Genomic DNA, 19,024 nt, shown 5'->3' with positions numbered 1-19,024 from the left:
CTAAACCGTGCTGCGCGCAGACCGCCACCAGCCGGCAACCGTCGCGAAAATAGTGACGATGAGCAGCGACCATCCTGCTGTGGCAGTGAAAAAATTCATCCAGCGCCCAGCATCCGGATGAGCCGTGGAGGCCCACGAGACCGGAGCCAAGAAGAGAAAGGCCGCCAACCACGCACCCGCGGAATGGAATACCGAACGCTTAAGCACAAAGGTAAACATCAGCGGGAACAGCCACATGGAATAGTACTGCTGGCCTAGGGAGGACAAGAAGAAGATTCCCACCATGATTGCCCCGCTCGTCGTCAGTGCCCACAGGGTCGGGTCGCAGTTGCGCCAGCGCAAAAGCCCGAGTATCGCTGCAGCCGTAAGCGCGGCAAAAATCAACCACACGGCCCAATACAATCCAGCGCCAAAGTCAACGTAGGCGTGGAAACCTGCCCAGGAAGAATTGGCATAGTCACGGGTGGAAGAAAGATAGGGCATCAGCTTGTTCAAGTAGCCGTTAGCGCCCGGTACGAATGGCCACGCAAGTGCATTGATAACCACAGGCACGCCAATGCCGGCGGCAAGGCTGCGCCACTGCAGTTTCACCAAAGGCAAGAAGAGTAACGGCGCAAACTGCGGCTTAATCAGAATGGCAAGACCAATGACTACACCTGCTACCCACCCCAACTGCGGGGTGTGCTCTGCGCGGAGTAAAGCCCACAAAAATACCGCCATGCACAGCAAAAGAATGCCGTTGATATTGGTAAAAGCAAGGGTGTTAGTGACCGATTCTGTGACAAAAGCCAAAGCAATAGATACCGGCCATAGAGGCGAGGTGAGCTTGCGGTCCACGGTAATGGTGAGCACTGCCAATGCCGCTACGATCGCGGCCGCGTTGGCCACAATGAAAAGTCCACGCGCGAGCGAAAAGTTGAGGTGCCCCAGCGGGGCGAGAAGTAGCGTGGCTCCCGGGGTATACAAGTACAGCGGGTCAACATGGTTATAGGCCTGCTCATAAACTGGCTGACCGTTGCCCATGCGCGTTACGGCGTTATACACGGTGGTGAAGTCATCAGTCGGCGTGCCATTGCGCGCGATAACGAATACGCGATGGAGTACGAGCAGGATGGCCACGGGCCAAGCGGCGGCATTGATTCGGGAATTCACGGCCATTTAGTCTACGGCCTAGCGGGCGCGGGTATATCGCAGAAACACCGTGCCATCGTCATCAGCGGCGACATTTTCTAACCGCATCCGACGATGCGAATGCTTGCCCTTAAACGTAGACATTGGGGTTTCTACCCCAGTGGACAAATGCGGGTCCAAGGTCAAATACATCTGGTCGATAGCATCAGCATCTACCAACTGGCCAATCATTCCCGGCCCACCCTCACACAATACGCGCCTAAACCCGCGGTCTTTCAGGACGGATAGGTAGTCCTGTACGCTTCCCGCACCGGCGTCGCAGATTTCTGCGCCTGTGGTTTCGATGGTCTCGATGCGTTTGCAAATCTCTTCATCGTTCCAGCTGCTATGTGGAAGTAGAAAAATCGGTGGAGTCGTGAAATCAGTAAGAAAACTTGAGTCTGTATGGAAGTCAAGGCTGCGTGTAGGGACTGCAATAGGAGCCGGACGTGAACCAGCCGCAGCGGGTTTTACTCCCGAGTAATCTTCCGCTCGGACCGTTTGCGCCCCCACCAAAACAACGTCTGCCCAGTCGCGCAGGGCTCCAAAAAGCTTTCCGTCAGTGTCGTTTCCCATTTCCTCTGAGACCTGATTCATGGTCGCAGAACCAGTCAACGTACTGACCATATTTGTGCGGACGACAAAATTATCGCCGGAATCGGGACCTAAAAGCGAAGAGATATCCATACCGGCCCAGTGTAGCTAAGGCGAAAATTGGCCCACGTGGCAGTGAATCAACCAAAACCGCAGGAGGGTGCTATACCAAGCGGATAAGAACTACGCCGATCAGAATCACCGCAATGCCCACTACTTGCCGCAATTGAACGCGGGCCCCGCGCATGTGATCAATGAGCAATGACCCCAACATTGAGCCGAGCAACGTTGCCACCACGGTAAGGCCAGTGCCAATTTGAGGGACCAAGGCGGCATTTCCGAGAACAAACAAGGCGCCCAACACGCCGCCAACCCACATCCACCACGGGTTAGCTTCTCCGTCAGGACGCTCAATCCGGGGGTGCCAGCGTAAAATAATGTTCAAAACTATGAGGGCAGAAACGCCGATGGTAAAGGACATCAAAGCCGCGCTTACTGGCGAGCCAGTGATTTGCCCCAGGTGGCCATTGATGGCGGACTGGCTGGCGGTAAAGCAGCCAAAGATGAATCCTGCTAGGCGCCACAACCACAACGCCATGGTGCTGTCGTCACGCTTCGTGGGCGCGCCGGGCCCGGCGACGATGGCGATAACTCCTCCTAGGGTGACCAGCGCTCCTACTGCACGCACGATGGTCAATGAGGAAGCAGGGGAGTCGAAGAAGCCGAAGTGATCGATAACTACTCCCATCATGATCTGGCCTGCGATGGGAAGAACCACAGTTTGAACCGCGCCTAGGTGAGGGAATAAGAGAATATTGCCGGTAAGCGCCACTACGCCAAGCAAGCCGCCAAACCAAATCCACAGCGGCTCACCAAGCGCCTGGGAGATGCCGAACTTACCGCCGGTAACTGCGGTGGCGATGACCAGCAGGGTTACTGTTCCTACGGCGAAGGAAATAAGCGAGGAAGAAAACGGCGTGCCAGTTGCAGCCCGTAAACGGGTATTTACCAGCGTCTGTACGGGCAAAACGAGTCCAGCGATTATGCCAAAAAGTATCCATAACACGTTGGGACACTCTACCGATATGCAAGAAACCCGCCCAAGGTGCCTTTGTAGGGCGGTGGACGGGTAGTGGTGGTCCTAACTGGGATTGAACCAGTGACCTTTCCGGTGTGAACGGAACGCTCTCCCACTGAGCTATAGGACCTCGCGGAGGACAAATTTACACCGCAGTAATTTCAAATACCTAATTGGCCGGTGAAGGTCGCACATTTGAGGGGGAGAAGATGGACCAACGTTTTCTGAGAAATCACACTCTTGTGGTTTAGGCAGTGAAACTGGTGAAATGTTCGCGCGCAAAAGAGTGCCGCTGGGCTGGGGATTTGGAAACTGGCGCGGAGCACGATAATGTTTCTTTTCGCACCGCAACGGTACACACTTTGCGGAGCAATGCGGATGTAGCGCAGTTGGTAGCGCATCACCTTGCCAAGGTGAGGGTCGCGAGTTCGAGTCTCGTCATCCGCTCCACGCTTTTCTTGGGTGCCTTCCCGCGAAGAGTGATTCTAAATGAATAACGCGCGATTAGCTCAGTGGGAGAGCGCTTCCCTGACACGGAAGAGGTCACTGGTTCAATCCCAGTATCGCGCACAAGGACTTTGTCCTAGAAACCGGGCCTGGTTTCGCATGCGGATGTAGCGCAGTTGGTAGCGCATCACCTTGCCAAGGTGAGGGTCGCGAGTTCGAGTCTCGTCATCCGCTCCAGCACTGTATTGTGTGAGGCGGTATCGTCACGGTGGAATGGCCGAGTGGTGAGGCAACGGTCTGCAAAACCGTGCACACGGGTTCGATTCCCGTTTCCACCTCAACTTCTTAATGCCTTCGGGCATTAAGCGCGATTAGCTCAGTGGGAGAGCGCTTCCCTGACACGGAAGAGGTCACTGGTTCAATCCCAGTATCGCGCACCAGAGTCCTTTGAGGGCTCGTTGGCAGACTTAGGTTTGTCATGCGGATGTAGCGCAGTTGGTAGCGCATCACCTTGCCAAGGTGAGGGTCGCGAGTTCGAGTCTCGTCATCCGCTCAGGTGAGCCGCCCTAGAAATAGGGCGGCTTTTCGCATGTCTAGCTAAGATCGCAGGGAGACCAGCTGTTGACTGCAGTCGTCACTGTGAATGGGGGTAGCGATGTCACGCAATGTTTTAGTTCCGCTACTGGTGGGTGCCTCAGGCTGTCTGTCGCTCTTGGTAGGAAGCGCATTATTTGCTGTGGAGCTATCGGAGGCGGATATCGGTGGCAATTCCGGTAACGCGATCTGGCCCTGTGTCCTCATCGTTGCAGGCACGGTTTCGATAGTCACTGCCTTGATGCTGACTGGTCCTGCATTTGAAAGCAGGCGCGTTGGGGGATGCTGAGGGAGCCAGCTCCAATCATTGAGTTGACATTCCTTAAATAGTGATAAATGCCTCTTTTTATTAAAGGCGGGGAACTTGTGCGCACTACAGCCCGACTTATGTCTCGACGCGCTGCTTTTCGCGATTGCCGTTCTGGCAAGCGACGGGGCTAGTATGTCTGACAATTCAACATGTGCATTTCCGATTTAAAAGGAGCTATTTATGGGCTACCGCGTACCTTGGCTGCGCCGCACGGCTGCAGCACTGGGCACTGCAGCACTGGTTCTGGGCGGGCCGATGCCAGCCGCATTCGCGCACGATTCCGTTATTGGGGGAACGGTAAAAGACGGTGATCAACTCGATGACTTTCCCAAGGAAATCACGCTCGAGTTCTCAGGAATTCCAAAAAAGGACTTTAATACCTTCGCCGTGACCAATTCGGACACCGGTGAGAAGCTCTTTAGCCAAGAGCCACAGCTGCATGAGCGGGACCTGACGATTGAAACACCAGACGATGTCCACCCAGGGCCAGGAAACTATCAAGTCGGCTTCCAAATCACGTCGTCCGACGGCCACGCTACCCGCGGTGGAGTGGAATTCACTGTTAAGGGTGACGCGGCCAAAAATTCCGAAGAGAGTGATGCCGAAAACGCAGACAAGGAAGACGGCGAGGGGCTGCCGATGTCCCTAAAAATCATCCTGGGCGTTGGCGGAGTATTGGCTATTGCCGCAGTTGCAGCTCTATTTATTGCTAAGTCCCGTCGGATTGACTCGGAAGGTAAAAACTAATGTCCAAACTTTTTAACTACTCCGTTGCAGGACTGGCAGCAGTAAGCCTTGTCTTGGCCGGCTGTTCCCCGCAGAACCAAAATGATTCCACCGAGTCGAAGGCGGATACTACTACCAACGCTGCGGAGCAGTCCGCTGCCGCGGAATCCAAGGACCTGACCTTCGAAGACGCCGTAGTGCGCGCCAACGAGGAAAAGGACATGACCGCCATCTTTGGCAACCTAGTCAACCATTCCGATAAAGACATCACCATCACTGGATTTTCCACGAGCCTCAACGCCAAGGTGAACCAGATGCATGAGACCGTCGATGGCAAGATGCAGGAAATGTCGAGTCCGCTGGTGGTTAAGGCTGGCGAGTCCCACGAACTTGCGCCAGGTGGCGACCACTTCATGCTCATGGAAATGGGCAACCAAATCGCCCCTGGCGAGTCCCTCGATCTCAAAGTGGAACTAGAGGGCGGCGAAGAGCTCGACCTAGGAGAAATTCAGACGCGCAGCATGCCCGCCGGCGATGAAGATTACGGCGATATGAAAGACCACCAGATGGAGGGGCACGAACACTAGTTATGACTGGATTCAGCAGGAGGGGATTTCTCACCGGCGCTGCGGTATCGACCAGCGCCTTCGCGTTGGCTAGCTGCAATTCACAAGGGGTGAGCCCTGATGCTGAAGCCAAAGACCAACTGCCCCTAGCGGATGTCCTAGTGGCCTTTGACAGCGAGCATCAAGCGGGCATTGCTACCGCAGAGCAGGCCCACCTGAATTTGGTGGGGTTTGAGCTTAAAAGGGGCGTCGACAAGCGGGGGTTTGCAAGCCTCATGAAGCTGTGGACCGAGGACGCTCGTGCGCTGTGTACGGGGGAGGCACCGCTGGGCACATTGGAGCCGGAAATGGTGCAACAGCCCGCCAACCTGACTATCACCTGCGGCCTAGGTGAGAAGGTTTTTAATCTGCTTGGGGTGGACAAGCCTCGGTGGTTGGGTGATGTACGTTCTTTTGAGCGCGATGAGCTGGAAAATAAGTGGGGACAAAGTGATATCGTATTGCAGATTTGCTGCGATGACCCCCTGATGAACACCTACGCCCTTCGACACATGGTGCGAGCCGGCGAGCACTACGCCAGCGTGAAATGGCTGCAACAGGGGTTTATTAACGCCTATGGCAGCCACGAAAAGGGCGCAACTGCGCGCAATATGTTCGGGCAAAAGGACGGTACCGTTAATCCGCGCAGCGAGGAAGACTTCGCAGCCCAAGTCTGGATCGATGAGGGCCCGCAGTGGGCACACGGGGGAACGGCGATGGTGGTGCGCCGCATCCGGATGAACGTGGATACCTGGGAGAAACTAGATCGCTCTTCTCGCGAGAATGCGGTGGGGCGCAGGCTCGACAATGGTGCCCCGCTTACCGGTAAGGAAGAATTTGACGCCGCGGACTTTGACGCGGTTGACGACTACGGTCTGCCCGTGATCGATAAGAACTCGCACATGGCCGTTGCCACCCCGCCGGCCGATCATCCAGAGCAGCGCATCCTACGCCGCCCGTATAACTATGAGCTGGCTCCCGATGGTAAGGATGGGCAGCTATCCAATATTGGTCAGGTATTTATCTGCTATCAGCAAGATCCCACCAAGCAATTCGAGCCTATTCAGGCGCGATTGGATAAATCGGACCTGATGAACGAGTGGTTGACTCATATTGGTTCGGCTATGTATTTCTGCCCGCCAGGCACGCGCGATGCCGACGGGCGCGAGTCTTGGTGGGCAAAATCGCTCTGCGAGCATGCAGGGTTGTAGAATAGCTATCCGTAAATTTAAATAGCGGACGCGGCCAGGTATGCCGCCGACGCACGAGCGCAAAAAGGAGCGCGATTATGGCGGAACTCATCCCCGCAGTACCGGTCAATTACGATTCCTTCACCGTGCCCGCCGGCCAGGCCGTGGGTGCAGCAATGCGAGAGCTCAACCTTCCCAATAAGGGCCCGGAGGCTGTCGTAGTCGTTCGCGGTGAGGACGGCACTCTCTTTGATTTGTCGCACACGCCAGACACGGAATCCACCTTCACCCCGGTAGCCGCCTGCGAGGAAGATGGTCGCGCCGTAATCCGCCACTCCTGTGGCCACGTTATGGCCCAAGCAGTGCAGGCCGAGTTCCCCGGCACCAAGCTGGGCATCGGCCCTGCCATTGAAAATGGCTTCTACTTCGATTTTCAGACCGCGGAGCCTTTCACCCCTGAAGATCTTAAGGCGATTGAAAAGCGCATGAAGAAGATCATCAAGGGCGGTCAGCGCTTCGAGCGCCACGTCTACGAGTCCGCTGCGGAAGCGGAGCAGGCGCTCGCCGAAGAACCCTTTAAGCTCGAGTTGGTCCAAGACAAGGGCAACGTTGACCCCGACTCTGATGAGGCCGCTGAAGTAGGTGCTGGGGATTTGACCCACTACGATAACGTCAATCCGCGCACCGGGGAAGTAGAGTGGTTTGATCTTTGCCGCGGACCACACGTCCCAACCACCAAGTACATTCCAGCTTATACCCTGACTCGTTCTTCCGCAGCCTATTGGCGCGGCGATCAGTCTAAGGCGGGGCTGCAGCGCATCTACGGCACCGCCTTTGAGTCCAAGGAGGCGCTGGAGGCCTACCAGACTATGGTGGAAGAAGCTGAAAAGCGCGACCATCGCCGCCTGGGCCAGGAACTGGACCTTTTCTCTTTCCCGGATGAGATTGGCTCCGGCTTCCCGGTATTCCACCCGAATGGTGCAACCGTGCGCATGGAGATGGAAAACCACTCTCGCAATCGCCACGTCCAAGCCGGGTACTCCTTTGTAAATACCCCACATATCACCAAGGGCGACCTATTCAAAAAGTCTGGCCACCTGGACTTCTATGCCGATGGCATGTTCCCGCCGATGCAGCTCGATGGCGAGTATGACGATGAGGGCAATACCGTCAAGGAACCGCAGGACTACTACGCCAAGCCGATGAACTGCCCGATGCACAACCTGATTTTTGCATCCCGTGGCCGTTCCTACCGCGAGCTGCCGCTGCGCCTGTTTGAGTTCGGCACCGTCTACCGTTATGAAAAGTCCGGCGTGGTCCACGGCTTGACCCGCGCACGTGGCTTTACCCAGGATGATGCCCACATCTACTGCACTGAGGAGCAACTGGAAGAAGAGCTGACCAAGGTCCTTGACTTCATCATCTCCTTGCTGAAGGACTACGGCCTGTCTGACTTCTACCTGGAGCTTTCTACCAAGGACCCGAATAAGTTCGTCGGTTCCGATGAGATTTGGGAGCGTTCGACCGCAATCTTGCAGTCGGTCGCTGAAAAGTCTGGCCTTGAATTGGTACCGGATCCAGCTGGAGCTGCCTTTTACGGCCCGAAGATTTCGGTCCAGGCCCGCGACGCCATCGGCCGCACCTGGCAGATGTCTACCGTTCAGTTGGACTTTAACCTCCCTGAGCGCTTCGAGCTAGAATACACCGCGTCCGATGGCACGAAGAAGCGCCCAATCATGATTCACCGCGCGCTCTTCGGCTCCATCGAGCGTTTCTTCGGCGTGCTGCTGGAGCACTACGCCGGCGCTTTCCCGGCGTGGCTGGCACCGCACCAGGTGGTGGGCATTCCGGTGGCCGATGAATTCTCCCCGCACCTTGAGGAAGTTGCAGCGCAGCTGCGTAAGAAGGGTATCCGCGCTGATGTAGATACTTCTGATGACCGCATGCAGAAGAAGATTCGCAACCACACCACCGGCAAGGTGCCGTTCATGCTGGTGGCCGGTGCACGCGACGTCGAGGCAGACGCCGTGTCCTTCCGCTTCCTGGATGGCACCCAGGTCAATGGTGTGCCGGTGAATGAGGCCGTGGAGCTCATCTCCGCATGGGTAGCAGAGCGTAATAACGAGCAGCCGACTGAAGAGCTCATCAGTGCCCGACGCTAAAGACACGCACGATACCGACAATGCCGCCGTCAATAACCATGACTCGGCGGCTAAGACCTTTGTAGATTCGGGCGCCGGTGAGCCAGATCGTTTGGAACGACTGTGGGCGCCTTATCGCATGGCCTATATTGCCAAGCGCTCAAAGGACCCCTTTGTCGAAGCGCCACAGGGCAGCGATGAGGACGGGCTTATCATTGCTCGCGGCAAGACCGTTTATGCATTGCTGAATCTTTTTCCGTATAACGCCGGGCATTTGATGGTGGTCCCGTACCGTAAGGAATCCCAGCTCGAAAACCTTACGGAAGAGGAATCGCACGAGTTGATGGCGTTTGCGCAAAAGGCAGTCCGGGTACTCAAGAGAGTTTCGCACCCAGAAGCCATTAACGTAGGTCTGAACTTGGGTCGCGCTTCGGGAGGCTCGGTAGGAGACCACCTGCACCTGCATGTGGTGCCAAGGTGGCCCGGGGATAGTAACTTTATGACTGTCCTCGATGGGACTAAGGTATTACCGCAGCTTCTGCAGGAAACGCGCCGCGTGTTGGCAGAAGGTTGGCGCGAGATGGAAGAGGAGGATTCGCGTGCTTAGCGTGCATGGGCGAAAGCCTGCCGCCGTGGTGGTGGAACCTATAGCCAAAGCCTTTTTGAAGTTTGGCCTGACCCCCAACGTGGTCACGGTTGTGGGCACCATTGTCACCATTGCCATTTCGGTGGTCCTCATTCCTACCGGTCACCTCTTTTCCGCCGCCGTCTTGTCCGGCCTTTTCGCCGCTTTCGATATGCTCGACGGCACAATGGCCCGCCTGACCGGCAAAGCCACCGCCTTCGGCGCGACCCTAGATGCCTCCTGCGATCGCATTACCGATGGCGCACTATTTAGCGCCATTGCATGGTGGTTGATTTATTCTGCGGATTCCTCCCGAATTACGGTTATCGCCTGCTTCGTCACCTTGGTATGCTCCCAGGTCATTTCCTATATCAAGGCTAGGGGAGAGGCATCTGGATTTAAGATGGTTGGCGGCCTTATCGAGCGTCCCGAGCGGCTCATCTTGGGCCTAGGCGGCATTGGTCTCGAGGGACTGGGCGTTCCGCACGCCATTGAGGTAGCGCTGTGGATCCTCGCCGTCGGATCCATCTTCACTGTGTGCCAGCGAATGGTTATCGCCGCTCGCCAGGACCAGTCTTAGCTCGCACCACACCACCTAAAACCAGGAGGTTTAGTAACTATGTGGGATAGAGAAGACCTCGCCGCTGCGGGATACCTTGCGGGCTGGAAGGTGGTGCGTCGGCTGCCTGAACCGGTAGCGCGCATGCTTTTTCGCTGGGGTGCGGATTGGGCCAGTAACAATGGTCGCGGAATGGATAGCCTTCGGCAAAACCTTGCCCGGGTGGTAGGGCCGGAAAACGTTACTCGCGCCTTGGTGCGCGATTCCGTGCGGTCCTATATGCGCTATTGGATGGAGGCGTTCCGCCTGCCGGCGATTCATAGCGATGCAAGATTGCATGAGCGCCTGCTCAGCGGCCTAGAGGGCTTGGAACACTTTGATGCCTCTGCTGAATCCGGGCGTGGGGCTATTTTGGCTCTGCCGCATTCGGGTAATTGGGATATGGCCGGTGTCTTCCTCGTTGGCCATTACGGCCAGTTCACAACCGTTGCGGAGAGGCTTAAGCCTGCCGTGCTTTTCGACGCCTTTGTGGACTACCGCGAAACCCTCGGCTTCGAGGTTCTTCCGCTTACCGGCGGCGACGCCTCGCCCTTTAAGCGCCTCAAAGAGGTACTAGAAGCCGGCGGCGTGGTTTGCCTGTTGGCCGAGCGTGACCTTACTCGAAGCGGTGTCAGCGTCGACTTCATGGGCGAGGAGGCTAATATGGCCGCAGGTCCCGCACAGCTGGCCTTGGAGACGGGCGCTGCCCTCCACGTGGTGCACTCTTGGTTCGAGGGTGAGGGTTGGGGGCTATCGGTATCTCCCGAGATCGAGGTAACGAACCTGCAAGAAACCACCCAGCGCATGGCCTATGGTTTCGCGGATAATATCCGCCGCCATCCAGAAGACTGGCACATGTTGCAGCCGCAGTGGAACGTCGATATTGAGAGGCGTCGCCAAGCGCGTGCTGCCCAGAAGGCCGGTGAGCCCCACCAAGCCGGGCCATCGCAGGAAGGGGATAACTAGTGCGCATCGGAATTGTGTGTCCCTACTCCTTCGACGAGCCTGGCGGAGTTCAAGCCCATATCCTTGATCTAGCCACGATGCTTATAGAGCAAGGGCACCATGTACAAGTCATTGGTCCGGCCTCGGAGGCCACACAGCTGCCGGATTTCGTGGTTAAAGGCGGACCAGCGTTTCCCATCGCCTATAACGGCTCTGTGGCGCGCTTGTCCGTCGGTCCACATGTGACACGCAAGGTTAAACGCTTTATCAAAAACGGCAACTTTGATGTCCTGCATATCCACGAGCCAAATTCCCCGAGTTTTTCCATGACTGCGCTGGCCGTGGCCCAAGGTCCTTTGGTAGCGACGTATCATGCTTCCGCATCGAGCTCGCTGGTATTGACCTTGGCTAAGCCTTTATTAGAGCCTTTTTTGGAAAAGATTCGGGGAGGAATCGCGGTATCCGATATGGCTCGGCGCTGGCAGGTAGAACAATTGGGAGGGGACCCAGTCCTGATTCCCAATGGTGTGGATACTTCCGTGTATGCGCAGGCTCGGCGTCGCAGCCCTGCAAAGGCTCCCAATGAACCACTAGAGGTAGTTTTCCTTGGGCGGTTGGATGAACCGCGCAAAGGCCTCGATATACTGCTGGCCGCGCTGCGCCAAGTACGCCAAGATATACGCGTGACCATTATGGGTGGTGGCCGTACCCGTGAGGTGGAAGGCGTTGATTTTGTTGGCCGGGTCAGCGATGCCGAAAAAGCTGAAATCCTCGGCCGCGCCGATGTGTATGTCGCCCCCAATACCGGCGGTGAGAGCTTCGGCATTGTCTTGGTGGAAGCCATGGCGGCAGGTGCAGCCGTTGTTGCTTCGGACTTGGAGGCCTTCCGCGCAGTGTGCAACGCCGATTCCGATGATGTTGCCGGTGCGCTATTTCGCAATGAGGATAGCAATGACCTTGCTCGTGTACTCAACGAGGTGCTCGAGGACGCCGATTATCGTGCCCGCTTAGTGCACAATGGAGTACAGCGAGCCAGCACCTATGACTGGGATCATGTAGCCGCCGCGGTAATGCAGGTTTATGAAACTGTTCAAGACGGCACCAAGGTGAGGGTGAAGCGCTAATGGCCATTGAGATTGCCCTTATCGTATTCATCTTGATCATCGTGGGTTCCTGGGCGCTTTTTACCGCCCAAAGGCTAAATTCTTTGCACATTCGCACGGATGCTTCACTGGCGCAGTTGCAGGCGGCGCTTGATCGCAGGGCAGCTGTCACTGCGGCGGTGGCCCCGGATTTGGCGGCGCTAGCCCAGCGCGCCGAGTCCACCGAGCTGTACCAGGGTCACTTCGAACCGCGGACGATGGCCGAGCGCGAACTATCCGCCGCCATTGTGCGGGAATTTCCTGCAGATCGGCGCCCAGCAGCGCTTGCCGACGCCGAAGGACGCATCCAGCTTGCGCATCGTTTCTACAATGAGGCTGTCAGTGATACCCGTGCGCTGCGCCTGCGTCCAGCTGTGCGTCTATTTCACCTGGGCGGTACCGCGAAGCTGCCGGAATACTTCGATTATATGCTGGCAGAGTAGCCTACCGGCCTCAGACGCCTAAGACGTGGTGCGCGTCGGATTTAGTCCGCCTAGCTCTTGGGCCACCGGCTGTGCGTGCGCCGGCGCGGCCGTATCGGTGGGCAGGGCGGACGGCGAGTCAGCCCGCTCGCCCTCTGCGCGTGCAAGCCTTTTGCTAAAGGCCACCTCGAGCCCCAGCCAGATGAGGCCAATGAGAACCATGACGAGTATGAGAATATTGCGGGCAGCCAAAACGTAAACGGGAAACATTTTCTCCCCTACGTAATGCCAGATGTAGTCATAGTTGAACGGGTAGACCAAGGTGCCGAGCCCGGCCGCAACGATGGTGCACACCGCTATTAGTCCTTGGAGCACCTTCAGCGAGGCAAAACCTCGGGGCAAGCGCTGGCGGATGACTACGGCCAGCAACGGGCCTAACCAGACGATGTATTGCGGAGAAAAGACCTTATTGGTGGCGATGAGCAGCAGGACCATGACGGTAAAGAACGCCATAGTGGTGCGGGTGGTCCACCCGCCGGCAAAAAGGCGGTAAAGCGCCCAAGCAATGGCGAATACGAGCATTGCGGTCATGGCTACAGTGCTCCATAGCATTGCGGTATCCACGCCGGGGCCGGAAATTTCAAAACTCTTGGAAGGGGCATAGCCTAGGTGCCAGCGGCCGGGATGATGGTGAGCCTGGAGGAGTAGGAATGTAGCTGGGATGGACTCTAGCTGCAGCCCTCGCACACCTTGGTAGGCAAGCGGGGAAAGTAATCGATCGATGCCTGAGGTGGCGATTGTGACCCCGCAAAGGGCGAAGATGGTGCAGAAGAAGGCAAGCAATCGCTGCCAGGTTTTAGTTTGATTGAATCGGCCCACCAAGCCTGCGGCGAGAACTCCGGGCCATAGTTTCATGGTGGTGGCAAAACCCAATAGCGCCGATGCAAAGAGCGGACGGGTAGCCAGCAAAGCAGCTGCTCCGGCCACGGCTACGGCGGGGAAAATATCGAGGCGCCAAACAAAGGTGTGCCCAGCAGCCGTGCCGAAAAAGACCCAAAACCATGCTGCTTGGAAAGCACGCGGTTGGGTGGGGTGATGGCGCAGTAGGAGGGCTAAAAAGGCGGCGTCAACAAGCAAGGTCATGACGGTGAAGCCGATATAGAAGGTTGTGATATCTTCACCGGTTAACCAGCCCAAAAGCACCGTGGGCCATGTTCCTGCATGGGGATACTCGGTCATCTGCGTAGGGTCAGTGCCGTAGAGACCGGCAAAATAATAGGCGACATCGCCTCTGGGGCTATGGTCAATTTTGAGTAGGTAGATCAGAACCAAGCGGGCGACTACCCAACCGAGCCATACTGCAGGAACAGAAGCGATGCGTTTCACTCGAAAGACTTTATTCAATGGAAGCGTGCATTGGGGGCAGACATAGTTTCTTCCAGAAAATTCTTAAACCAAACTGCCCAGAAGTGGGGTACGCCCTACTGCGGGAGAGATTGACTCCGCTTCATTTAGTAATGTAGCTAACAATATGCGATTGGTATGAGAAACAACCCAAGGAGGGACGAGGTGGCGACCATGCGCGAAGTATTGGCCTTAGAGGACACAGATGGGGTAGATGAATTTCTCGGACCCGCAGTTGAATCTCGGATTGACCGCGCCTTTGGCGGTCATATCGCCTCTCAGGCAGTGGCTGCGGCTCAGCGCACAGTTGATGGTAAAGGTGTGCATTCCTTGCACGGATACTTTGTAGGGCCTGGCGACGCCAAGCGCCCGATGGAGTTGCGGGTGGAGCGAATCCGCGACGGTCGTTCTTTTGCTCATCGTCAAGTGAAGGTCTGCCAAGAGGGTGCATTGATCTTCATTCTCATGGCAAGCTTTCATCGCGAAGGGGATAGAGGCCCGCAGCACCAAGACGCTCCGCCCGCGGTGCCGGGGCCGGCTGAAGTAGCACGATTGGGCGGCGGTGCGCCTTATTCCACTCGGATTATCCTCAAGGAATGGGAGGATTGGGATATCCGCCTCGTGCCGGAGGAAGGGCGCGAGGCCGCCGCCGCAGAGAAAACCGGAGCGGGCTTTCGGCATATCTGGTTCCGCAATACTGGTGACGTTCCGGATGATGCCTGTTTTCACCGTGCGGCACTTACGTATATGTCTGATATGACGCTGATTCGTTCTGCACTTATCCCGCATCAGGGAGATAGGGTGCAATTGGCGAGCTTAGACCACGCGCTGTGGTTCGTGCGGCCTTTCCGCGTGGATGAATGGCTGCTTTATGAGCAGGTTTCGCCCTCGGCGTCCGGTGGAAGGGCCATCGCCCGTGGCAAGCTATTTAACGAACAGGGCGAGTTGGTGGCCCTAGTTAATCAAGAGGGCCTCACTCGCTTTTTGGATGAAAATTTGGGTAGTGGTTCCGCCCACGGCAACTGGCAAAAAGTATAAATTCTTCCCGCTTATATGGGGGCTGCTTTCACGCGTTCATGCAGCACACGTATAATTGCCACCAGTTTCAGCACCCGATTAGAAAGGGACTCCATGTCAGGCCACTCGAAATGGGCAACTACCAAGCATAAGAAGGCTGCCAACGATGCCAAGCGCGGCAAGGAATTTGCCAAGCTGATCAAGAACATCGAAGTAGCGGCCCGCACTGGCGGTGGTGACCCAGCGGCTAACCCAACCCTTGATGACATGATCAAGAAGGCCAAAAAGGCCTCCGTCCCCAATGACAACATCGAGCGCGCGCGCAAACGTGGCTCCGGTGAGGAAGCTGGCGGCGCTGACTGGGAAACCATCATGTATGAGGGATACGGCCCCAATGGTGTGGCCATGCTTATTGAGTGCCTTACCGATAATCGAAACCGTGCGGCGACGGACGTGCGTACCGCGATGTCTAAGAACGGCGGAAACCTCGGTGAATCTGGCTCCGTGGCGTATATGTTCACCCGCACCGGCTACGTCCTAGTAGAAAAGGGCGAGCTTAGCGAGGACGACGTGTTGATGGCCGTGCTCGAGGCTGGCGCTGAAGAGGTCAAGGACCACGGGGAAAAGTTCGAGATCATCTGTGCACCTACCGATGTCCAGGCGGTCAAGGACGCCCTCAAGGAAGCTGATATTGAAGTCGATGATTCCGATAATGACTTCCGCGCTTCCGTAGATGTGCCACTTGAGGCTAATGATGCGAAGAAGATCTTCCGCCTTATCGATGCCTTGGAAGATTCCGACGATGTACAAAACGTCTATACCAATATGAACCTGTCCGATGAAGTTCTAGCAGAGCTAGATGAGGACTAAACGGTTTTAGCTTCAATAGCGGCTAATTTTTGGCGCCGGCAGCGCTCCACGGGCATAGCTCGTGGGAGGCGTTGCCGGCGCTTCGCTATGGAGGTGAGACTGTTGCGCTTGTAGAACACGTGTGTGTAGTCCATAATGGTGCTAGTGGCAATAGGTGCGGTATAGAAATGAAAGCGGGGGAGAGATGAACCTAGAGGGAATGCGCGTGATGGGCATCGATCCCGGCTTGACGCGCTGCGGACTTTCTGTGGTTCAGGCTGGTCGCGGGCGAGCAATCCTTCCCGTTTCCGTGGGTGTGGTGCGCACGCCTAGCGATAAAGAGCTAACTGAGAGGCTTCTGCGGCTGTCTATTGCAGCTAAGGAATGGATGGATGACTATTCGCCGGATGTCGTAGCGATCGAGCGCGTCTTCGAACGTGGGCAGGTCTCCACGGTCATGCAGACTGCCCACGTGGTAGGGGTGCTGGTGCTGGCTGCGGCTGAACGCGATATTCCGGTATACATGTACACCCCGTCTGAAGTGAAAAAGGCTATCTCTGGCAATGGGCGTGCCGATAAAAAGCAGATGACCACTATGATTACCCGTATCCTGGGGCTATCGGAACCGCCCAAGCCTGCCGACGCCGCCGATGCACTAGCCCTGGCCGTGTGTCACTGCTGGCGCGCCCCTGCCATTGTGCGCATGGACAATACCGGCCTTGGCCTAGGCGCCAAGACGAGCGGAGTGCGCGGACAAGGCAAGAAGCGCTAGGGAAGCAAAGAACATAGAAGGATAGGAAAGCAATGATCGCTGCACTGCGTGGAGAAGTAATCCATATTGGTCTCGACCATGGGGTTATAGATTGTGCCGGCGTGGGATATAAATTTTTGGCTACGCCCTCAACTTTGGGCAGGCTGCGCCGCGGCGAGGAGGCTACGGTACTTACCGATTTGGTAGTCAAGGAAGATTCCCTCACACTGTACGGATTTAGTGCGGATGAGGATCGTGAAATGTTCCAGGTGCTACAGTCCGTGTCTGGCTTGGGGCCAAAACTTGCCTTGGCAGCACTTTCGGTCATGGGGGCTGGGGAGCTTGCAGCAGCGATAGCTGCGGAAGATGTAAAGGCGTTGCAGTCTATTCCGGGCGTCGGCAAGCGCATGGCCCAGCGCGTGGCTTTGGAGCTAAAAGATAAGGTGGGGGCCTTTGCACCAGGTGAGGACGCAGGATCGGCTGATTCTGTTACCGCTGCGGCTCCGGCTGGCGGTGCCGTAGTAGAAAGCGTAACCGAGGCTCTTATCGGCCTAGGCTTTACGGAGAAGGCAGCGCGCCCTGTAGTGGAGTCGGCCTACGGTGAAAACAGTGAGGCTGACACTTCAGCGCTCTTGCGCGCGGCGCTTGCGCAACTGGGTAAGAAGAAGTAGCGGCGGGTAGGAAGGCTGGATTTATGTCCGATATTGAGCGCACCGAGTTTAATCTCCCAGAAGGAGTCGATGCGGCGCATTCCACCCAGCGCAATAGCGATGTAGAGGCGACTGCGCATTCGGAGGAACATGATATTGAGCGCTCTCTGCGCCCGAAGTCGCTCGATGAATTCATCGGCCAACCCAAGGTGCGAGAGCAGCTTTCTCTCGTTCTCAAGGGTGCAAAGAATCGTGGCGTAACGCCAGACCACGTGCTGCTATCTGGGCCTCCTGGTTTGGGCAAGACCACAATGGCCATGATTATCTCGCAGGAGTTGGGGACCTCGCTGCGCATGACCTCCGGACCGGCCTTGGAACGTGCGGGGGATCTGGCAGCCATGCTCTCTAACCTGATGGAAGGTGACGTCCTTTTTATTGATGAGATTCACCGCATCGCACGCCCAGCAGAAGAGATGCTGTATATGGCGATGGAGGACTTCCGCATTGACGTCATTGTGGGGAAGGGACCAGGCGCGACCTCTATTCCACTTGAAATTCCGCCCTTTACTTTGGTGGGGGCTACAACCCGCGCCGGTATGCTTACCGGCCCATTGCGTGACCGCTTCGGCTTTACCGCGCAGATGGAGTACTACGGTACGGAAGACCTGACCCAAGTCATCAAGCGTGCCGCGCGCATTCTCGATGTCGATATTGACCACGATGCTGCGGTAGAAATTGGTTCGCGTTCTCGCGGTACTCCGCGCATTGCTAACCGGCTGCTGCGCCGCGTTCGTGATTATGCCGAGGTCAACGGCACCGGTCATATTGATCTGGGCGCAGCCCAGGGAGCGCTGGAAGTCTTTGACGTGGACGAAATGGGCTTGGACCGCTTGGACCGCGCGGTGCTCAATGCGCTCATTAAAGGCCATGGGGGCGGGCCTGTTGGCGTCAGCACCCTTGCCATTGCGGTAGGAGAGGAGCCCTCCACAGTTGAGGAAGTGTGTGAACCCTATTTGGTGCGGGCTGGGATGGTCTCGCGCACAGGTCGTGGCCGCGTAGCCACGGCGGCTGCATGGCGCCACTTGGGGCTTACCCCACCGGAAGGTGCAGCCGGCCTGTTTTGATTTAGGTGGCTGGGTGCTTGGCGACGCACCCTGGGGTTTCTATGGCAAGGAGTGTCTGGCACACTAGAAAGCTATGGAAATCATCATTCTCATCATCATTGGCATCTTGTTCGTTATTCCATCCTTTATGGCCATGCGGAAGCAACGCCAGCGCCAAAATGAGATGCAATCCTTGCAAAACTCCTTGCAGCCGGGTGATTCCATCGTCACTGCCGGTGGCGTACACGGCGTCGTGCGCGGTACCGCTGAAAAGAGCGTGGATCTCGAAATCGCCCAAGGTGTCGTGGTGACCTTTGACAAGATGGCAGTGATCCGAACCGAACAAGAAGCCAATGGCCTAGAGCGTCCTGCGTCTAGGGGTGAGACGAAGCCTAACGAAGCGGACAGCCCGCGGGACGAGGAATACCCACCATTTGATGACGAGGGAAAGCATTAGCGCGAGCCCTAGCTGAGAGTATCCTTAATAATTGCTCGGTAAATAGGGTCTTCGTAGAGCGTAGACCCCATCACACTTTGGAACTTTTCCGGCCCCCGTTAAGGAAAACTCTGCCTCATGACGTACGATTGTGCGTTGTTAACGTGCCTGCGCCATTCGGCGGGGCCGTATTTAATGTTTAAACACCCTGTAATACGCAGCACAGG

General features: G+C 56.6%; 19 protein-coding genes and 7 tRNA genes. 21 read left to right on the top strand and 5 right to left on the bottom strand.

What is annotated here, in order from left to right; all coding sequences use genetic code 11:
• The 4 genes from L8V01_RS01130 to L8V01_RS01115 all read right to left on the bottom strand — a co-directional run bounded on the left by L8V01_RS01130 (position 1) and on the right by L8V01_RS01115 (position 2,972).
• Positions 1-1,152: a glycosyltransferase family 87 protein gene (locus tag L8V01_RS01130; protein ID WP_316986888.1), complete on the bottom strand. Its 1,152-nt coding sequence runs from the start codon at positions 1,150-1,152 to the stop codon at positions 1-3.
• Between the two features lie 18 nt (positions 1,153-1,170).
• Positions 1,171-1,857 (bottom strand): dihydrofolate reductase family protein, encoded by a 687-nt coding sequence (locus L8V01_RS01125; RefSeq protein WP_269945334.1) that lies wholly within the window; start codon positions 1,855-1,857, stop codon positions 1,171-1,173.
• A 70-nt stretch (positions 1,858-1,927) separates the two neighbouring features.
• A complete protein-coding gene (locus L8V01_RS01120) occupies positions 1,928-2,830 on the bottom strand; it encodes a DMT family transporter (protein ID WP_269945333.1) in 903 nt (300 codons plus the stop codon).
• A 67-nt stretch (positions 2,831-2,897) separates the two neighbouring features.
• Positions 2,898-2,972, bottom strand: a tRNA-Val gene (locus L8V01_RS01115).
• A 244-nt stretch (positions 2,973-3,216) separates the two neighbouring features.
• Here L8V01_RS01115 and L8V01_RS01110 point away from each other — a divergent pair.
• The 15 genes from L8V01_RS01110 to L8V01_RS01040 all read left to right on the top strand — a co-directional run bounded on the left by L8V01_RS01110 (position 3,217) and on the right by L8V01_RS01040 (position 12,608).
• Positions 3,217-3,292: transfer RNA gene (locus tag L8V01_RS01110), tRNA-Gly, on the top strand.
• 48 nt (positions 3,293-3,340) lie between these two features.
• A tRNA-Val gene (locus L8V01_RS01105) sits at positions 3,341-3,412 on the top strand.
• A gap of 38 nt (positions 3,413-3,450) precedes the next feature.
• Positions 3,451-3,526: transfer RNA gene (locus L8V01_RS01100), tRNA-Gly, on the top strand.
• A 30-nt stretch (positions 3,527-3,556) separates the two neighbouring features.
• Positions 3,557-3,627, top strand: a tRNA-Cys gene (locus tag L8V01_RS01095).
• Between the two features lie 27 nt (positions 3,628-3,654).
• Positions 3,655-3,729 (top strand) — tRNA-Val (locus L8V01_RS01090).
• Between the two features lie 40 nt (positions 3,730-3,769).
• Positions 3,770-3,842: transfer RNA gene (locus L8V01_RS01085), tRNA-Gly, on the top strand.
• 531 nt (positions 3,843-4,373) lie between these two features.
• Positions 4,374-4,940: a copper resistance CopC family protein gene (locus L8V01_RS01080; protein ID WP_269945332.1), complete on the top strand. Its 567-nt coding sequence runs from the start codon at positions 4,374-4,376 to the stop codon at positions 4,938-4,940.
• On the top strand, positions 4,940-5,506 hold the full coding sequence (locus tag L8V01_RS01075) for a copper chaperone PCu(A)C (RefSeq protein ID WP_269945331.1): 567 nt from the start codon (positions 4,940-4,942) through the stop codon (positions 5,504-5,506). The genes L8V01_RS01080 and L8V01_RS01075 overlap by 1 nt, the downstream gene beginning before the upstream one ends.
• 2 nt (positions 5,507-5,508) lie before the next feature.
• On the top strand, positions 5,509-6,735 hold the full coding sequence (locus L8V01_RS01070; protein WP_269945330.1) for a Dyp-type peroxidase: 1,227 nt from the start codon (positions 5,509-5,511) through the stop codon (positions 6,733-6,735).
• A gap of 77 nt (positions 6,736-6,812) precedes the next feature.
• Positions 6,813-8,876, top strand: a complete 2,064-nt coding sequence (gene thrS / locus L8V01_RS01065; RefSeq protein ID WP_269945329.1) for a threonine--tRNA ligase — start codon at positions 6,813-6,815, stop codon at positions 8,874-8,876.
• A gap of 91 nt (positions 8,877-8,967) precedes the next feature.
• Positions 8,968-9,462 carry an HIT family protein gene (locus L8V01_RS01060; protein ID WP_269945882.1) on the top strand — a complete coding sequence of 165 codons (495 nt, stop codon included), beginning with the start codon at positions 8,968-8,970 and terminating at the stop codon, positions 9,460-9,462.
• On the top strand, positions 9,455-10,060 hold the full coding sequence (gene pgsA / locus L8V01_RS01055; RefSeq protein ID WP_269945328.1) for a phosphatidylinositol phosphate synthase: 606 nt from the start codon (positions 9,455-9,457) through the stop codon (positions 10,058-10,060). Before L8V01_RS01060 ends, pgsA begins: the two co-directional genes overlap by 8 nt.
• A 39-nt stretch (positions 10,061-10,099) precedes the next feature.
• The gene (locus L8V01_RS01050) at positions 10,100-11,044 is read left to right on the top strand and encodes a phosphatidylinositol mannoside acyltransferase (RefSeq protein ID WP_269945327.1); all 945 of its coding nucleotides are present in this window, start codon (positions 10,100-10,102) and stop codon (positions 11,042-11,044) included.
• Positions 11,044-12,147 carry a glycosyltransferase family 4 protein gene (locus L8V01_RS01045; RefSeq protein ID WP_269945326.1) on the top strand — a complete coding sequence of 368 codons (1,104 nt, stop codon included), beginning with the start codon at positions 11,044-11,046 and terminating at the stop codon, positions 12,145-12,147. The genes L8V01_RS01050 and L8V01_RS01045 overlap by 1 nt, the downstream gene beginning before the upstream one ends.
• On the top strand, positions 12,147-12,608 hold the full coding sequence (locus L8V01_RS01040; protein WP_269945325.1) for a hypothetical protein: 462 nt from the start codon (positions 12,147-12,149) through the stop codon (positions 12,606-12,608). The genes L8V01_RS01045 and L8V01_RS01040 overlap by 1 nt, the downstream gene beginning before the upstream one ends.
• A gap of 18 nt (positions 12,609-12,626) precedes the next feature.
• On the opposite strand, the gene L8V01_RS01035 is transcribed toward L8V01_RS01040, so the two are convergent.
• On the bottom strand, positions 12,627-13,973 hold the full coding sequence (locus tag L8V01_RS01035) for a DUF2029 domain-containing protein (protein ID WP_269945324.1): 1,347 nt from the start codon (positions 13,971-13,973) through the stop codon (positions 12,627-12,629).
• 183 nt (positions 13,974-14,156) lie between these two features.
• On the opposite strand from L8V01_RS01035, the gene L8V01_RS01030 reads away from it, so the two are divergent.
• The 6 genes from L8V01_RS01030 to yajC all read left to right on the top strand — a co-directional run bounded on the left by L8V01_RS01030 (position 14,157) and on the right by yajC (position 18,818).
• Positions 14,157-15,029 (top strand): acyl-CoA thioesterase, encoded by an 873-nt coding sequence (locus L8V01_RS01030; RefSeq protein ID WP_269945323.1) that lies wholly within the window; start codon positions 14,157-14,159, stop codon positions 15,027-15,029.
• Between the two features lie 93 nt (positions 15,030-15,122).
• The gene (locus tag L8V01_RS01025; RefSeq protein WP_269945322.1) at positions 15,123-15,878 is read left to right on the top strand and encodes a YebC/PmpR family DNA-binding transcriptional regulator; all 756 of its coding nucleotides are present in this window, start codon (positions 15,123-15,125) and stop codon (positions 15,876-15,878) included.
• A 184-nt stretch (positions 15,879-16,062) separates the two neighbouring features.
• A complete protein-coding gene (gene ruvC / locus L8V01_RS01020) occupies positions 16,063-16,629 on the top strand; it encodes a crossover junction endodeoxyribonuclease RuvC (protein ID WP_269945321.1) in 567 nt (188 codons plus the stop codon).
• 32 nt (positions 16,630-16,661) lie between these two features.
• Positions 16,662-17,279, top strand: coding sequence for a Holliday junction branch migration protein RuvA (gene ruvA, locus L8V01_RS01015; RefSeq protein WP_269945320.1), 618 nt, complete (start codon positions 16,662-16,664; stop codon positions 17,277-17,279).
• A 23-nt stretch (positions 17,280-17,302) separates the two neighbouring features.
• Positions 17,303-18,382, top strand: coding sequence for a Holliday junction branch migration DNA helicase RuvB (ruvB, locus tag L8V01_RS01010; RefSeq protein WP_269945319.1), 1,080 nt, complete (start codon positions 17,303-17,305; stop codon positions 18,380-18,382).
• 73 nt (positions 18,383-18,455) lie between these two features.
• Positions 18,456-18,818, top strand: coding sequence for a preprotein translocase subunit YajC (gene yajC / locus L8V01_RS01005; RefSeq protein WP_269945318.1), 363 nt, complete (start codon positions 18,456-18,458; stop codon positions 18,816-18,818).
• The last annotated feature ends 206 nt before the right edge of the window (positions 18,819-19,024 follow it).

This window comes from Corynebacterium curieae, assembly GCF_027570035.1.
GTDB lineage: Bacteria > Actinomycetota > Actinomycetes > Mycobacteriales > Mycobacteriaceae > Corynebacterium > Corynebacterium curieae.
Note: the sequence above shows the minus strand (reverse complement) of the source record. Positions and strands in the feature narration are given on the sequence as shown.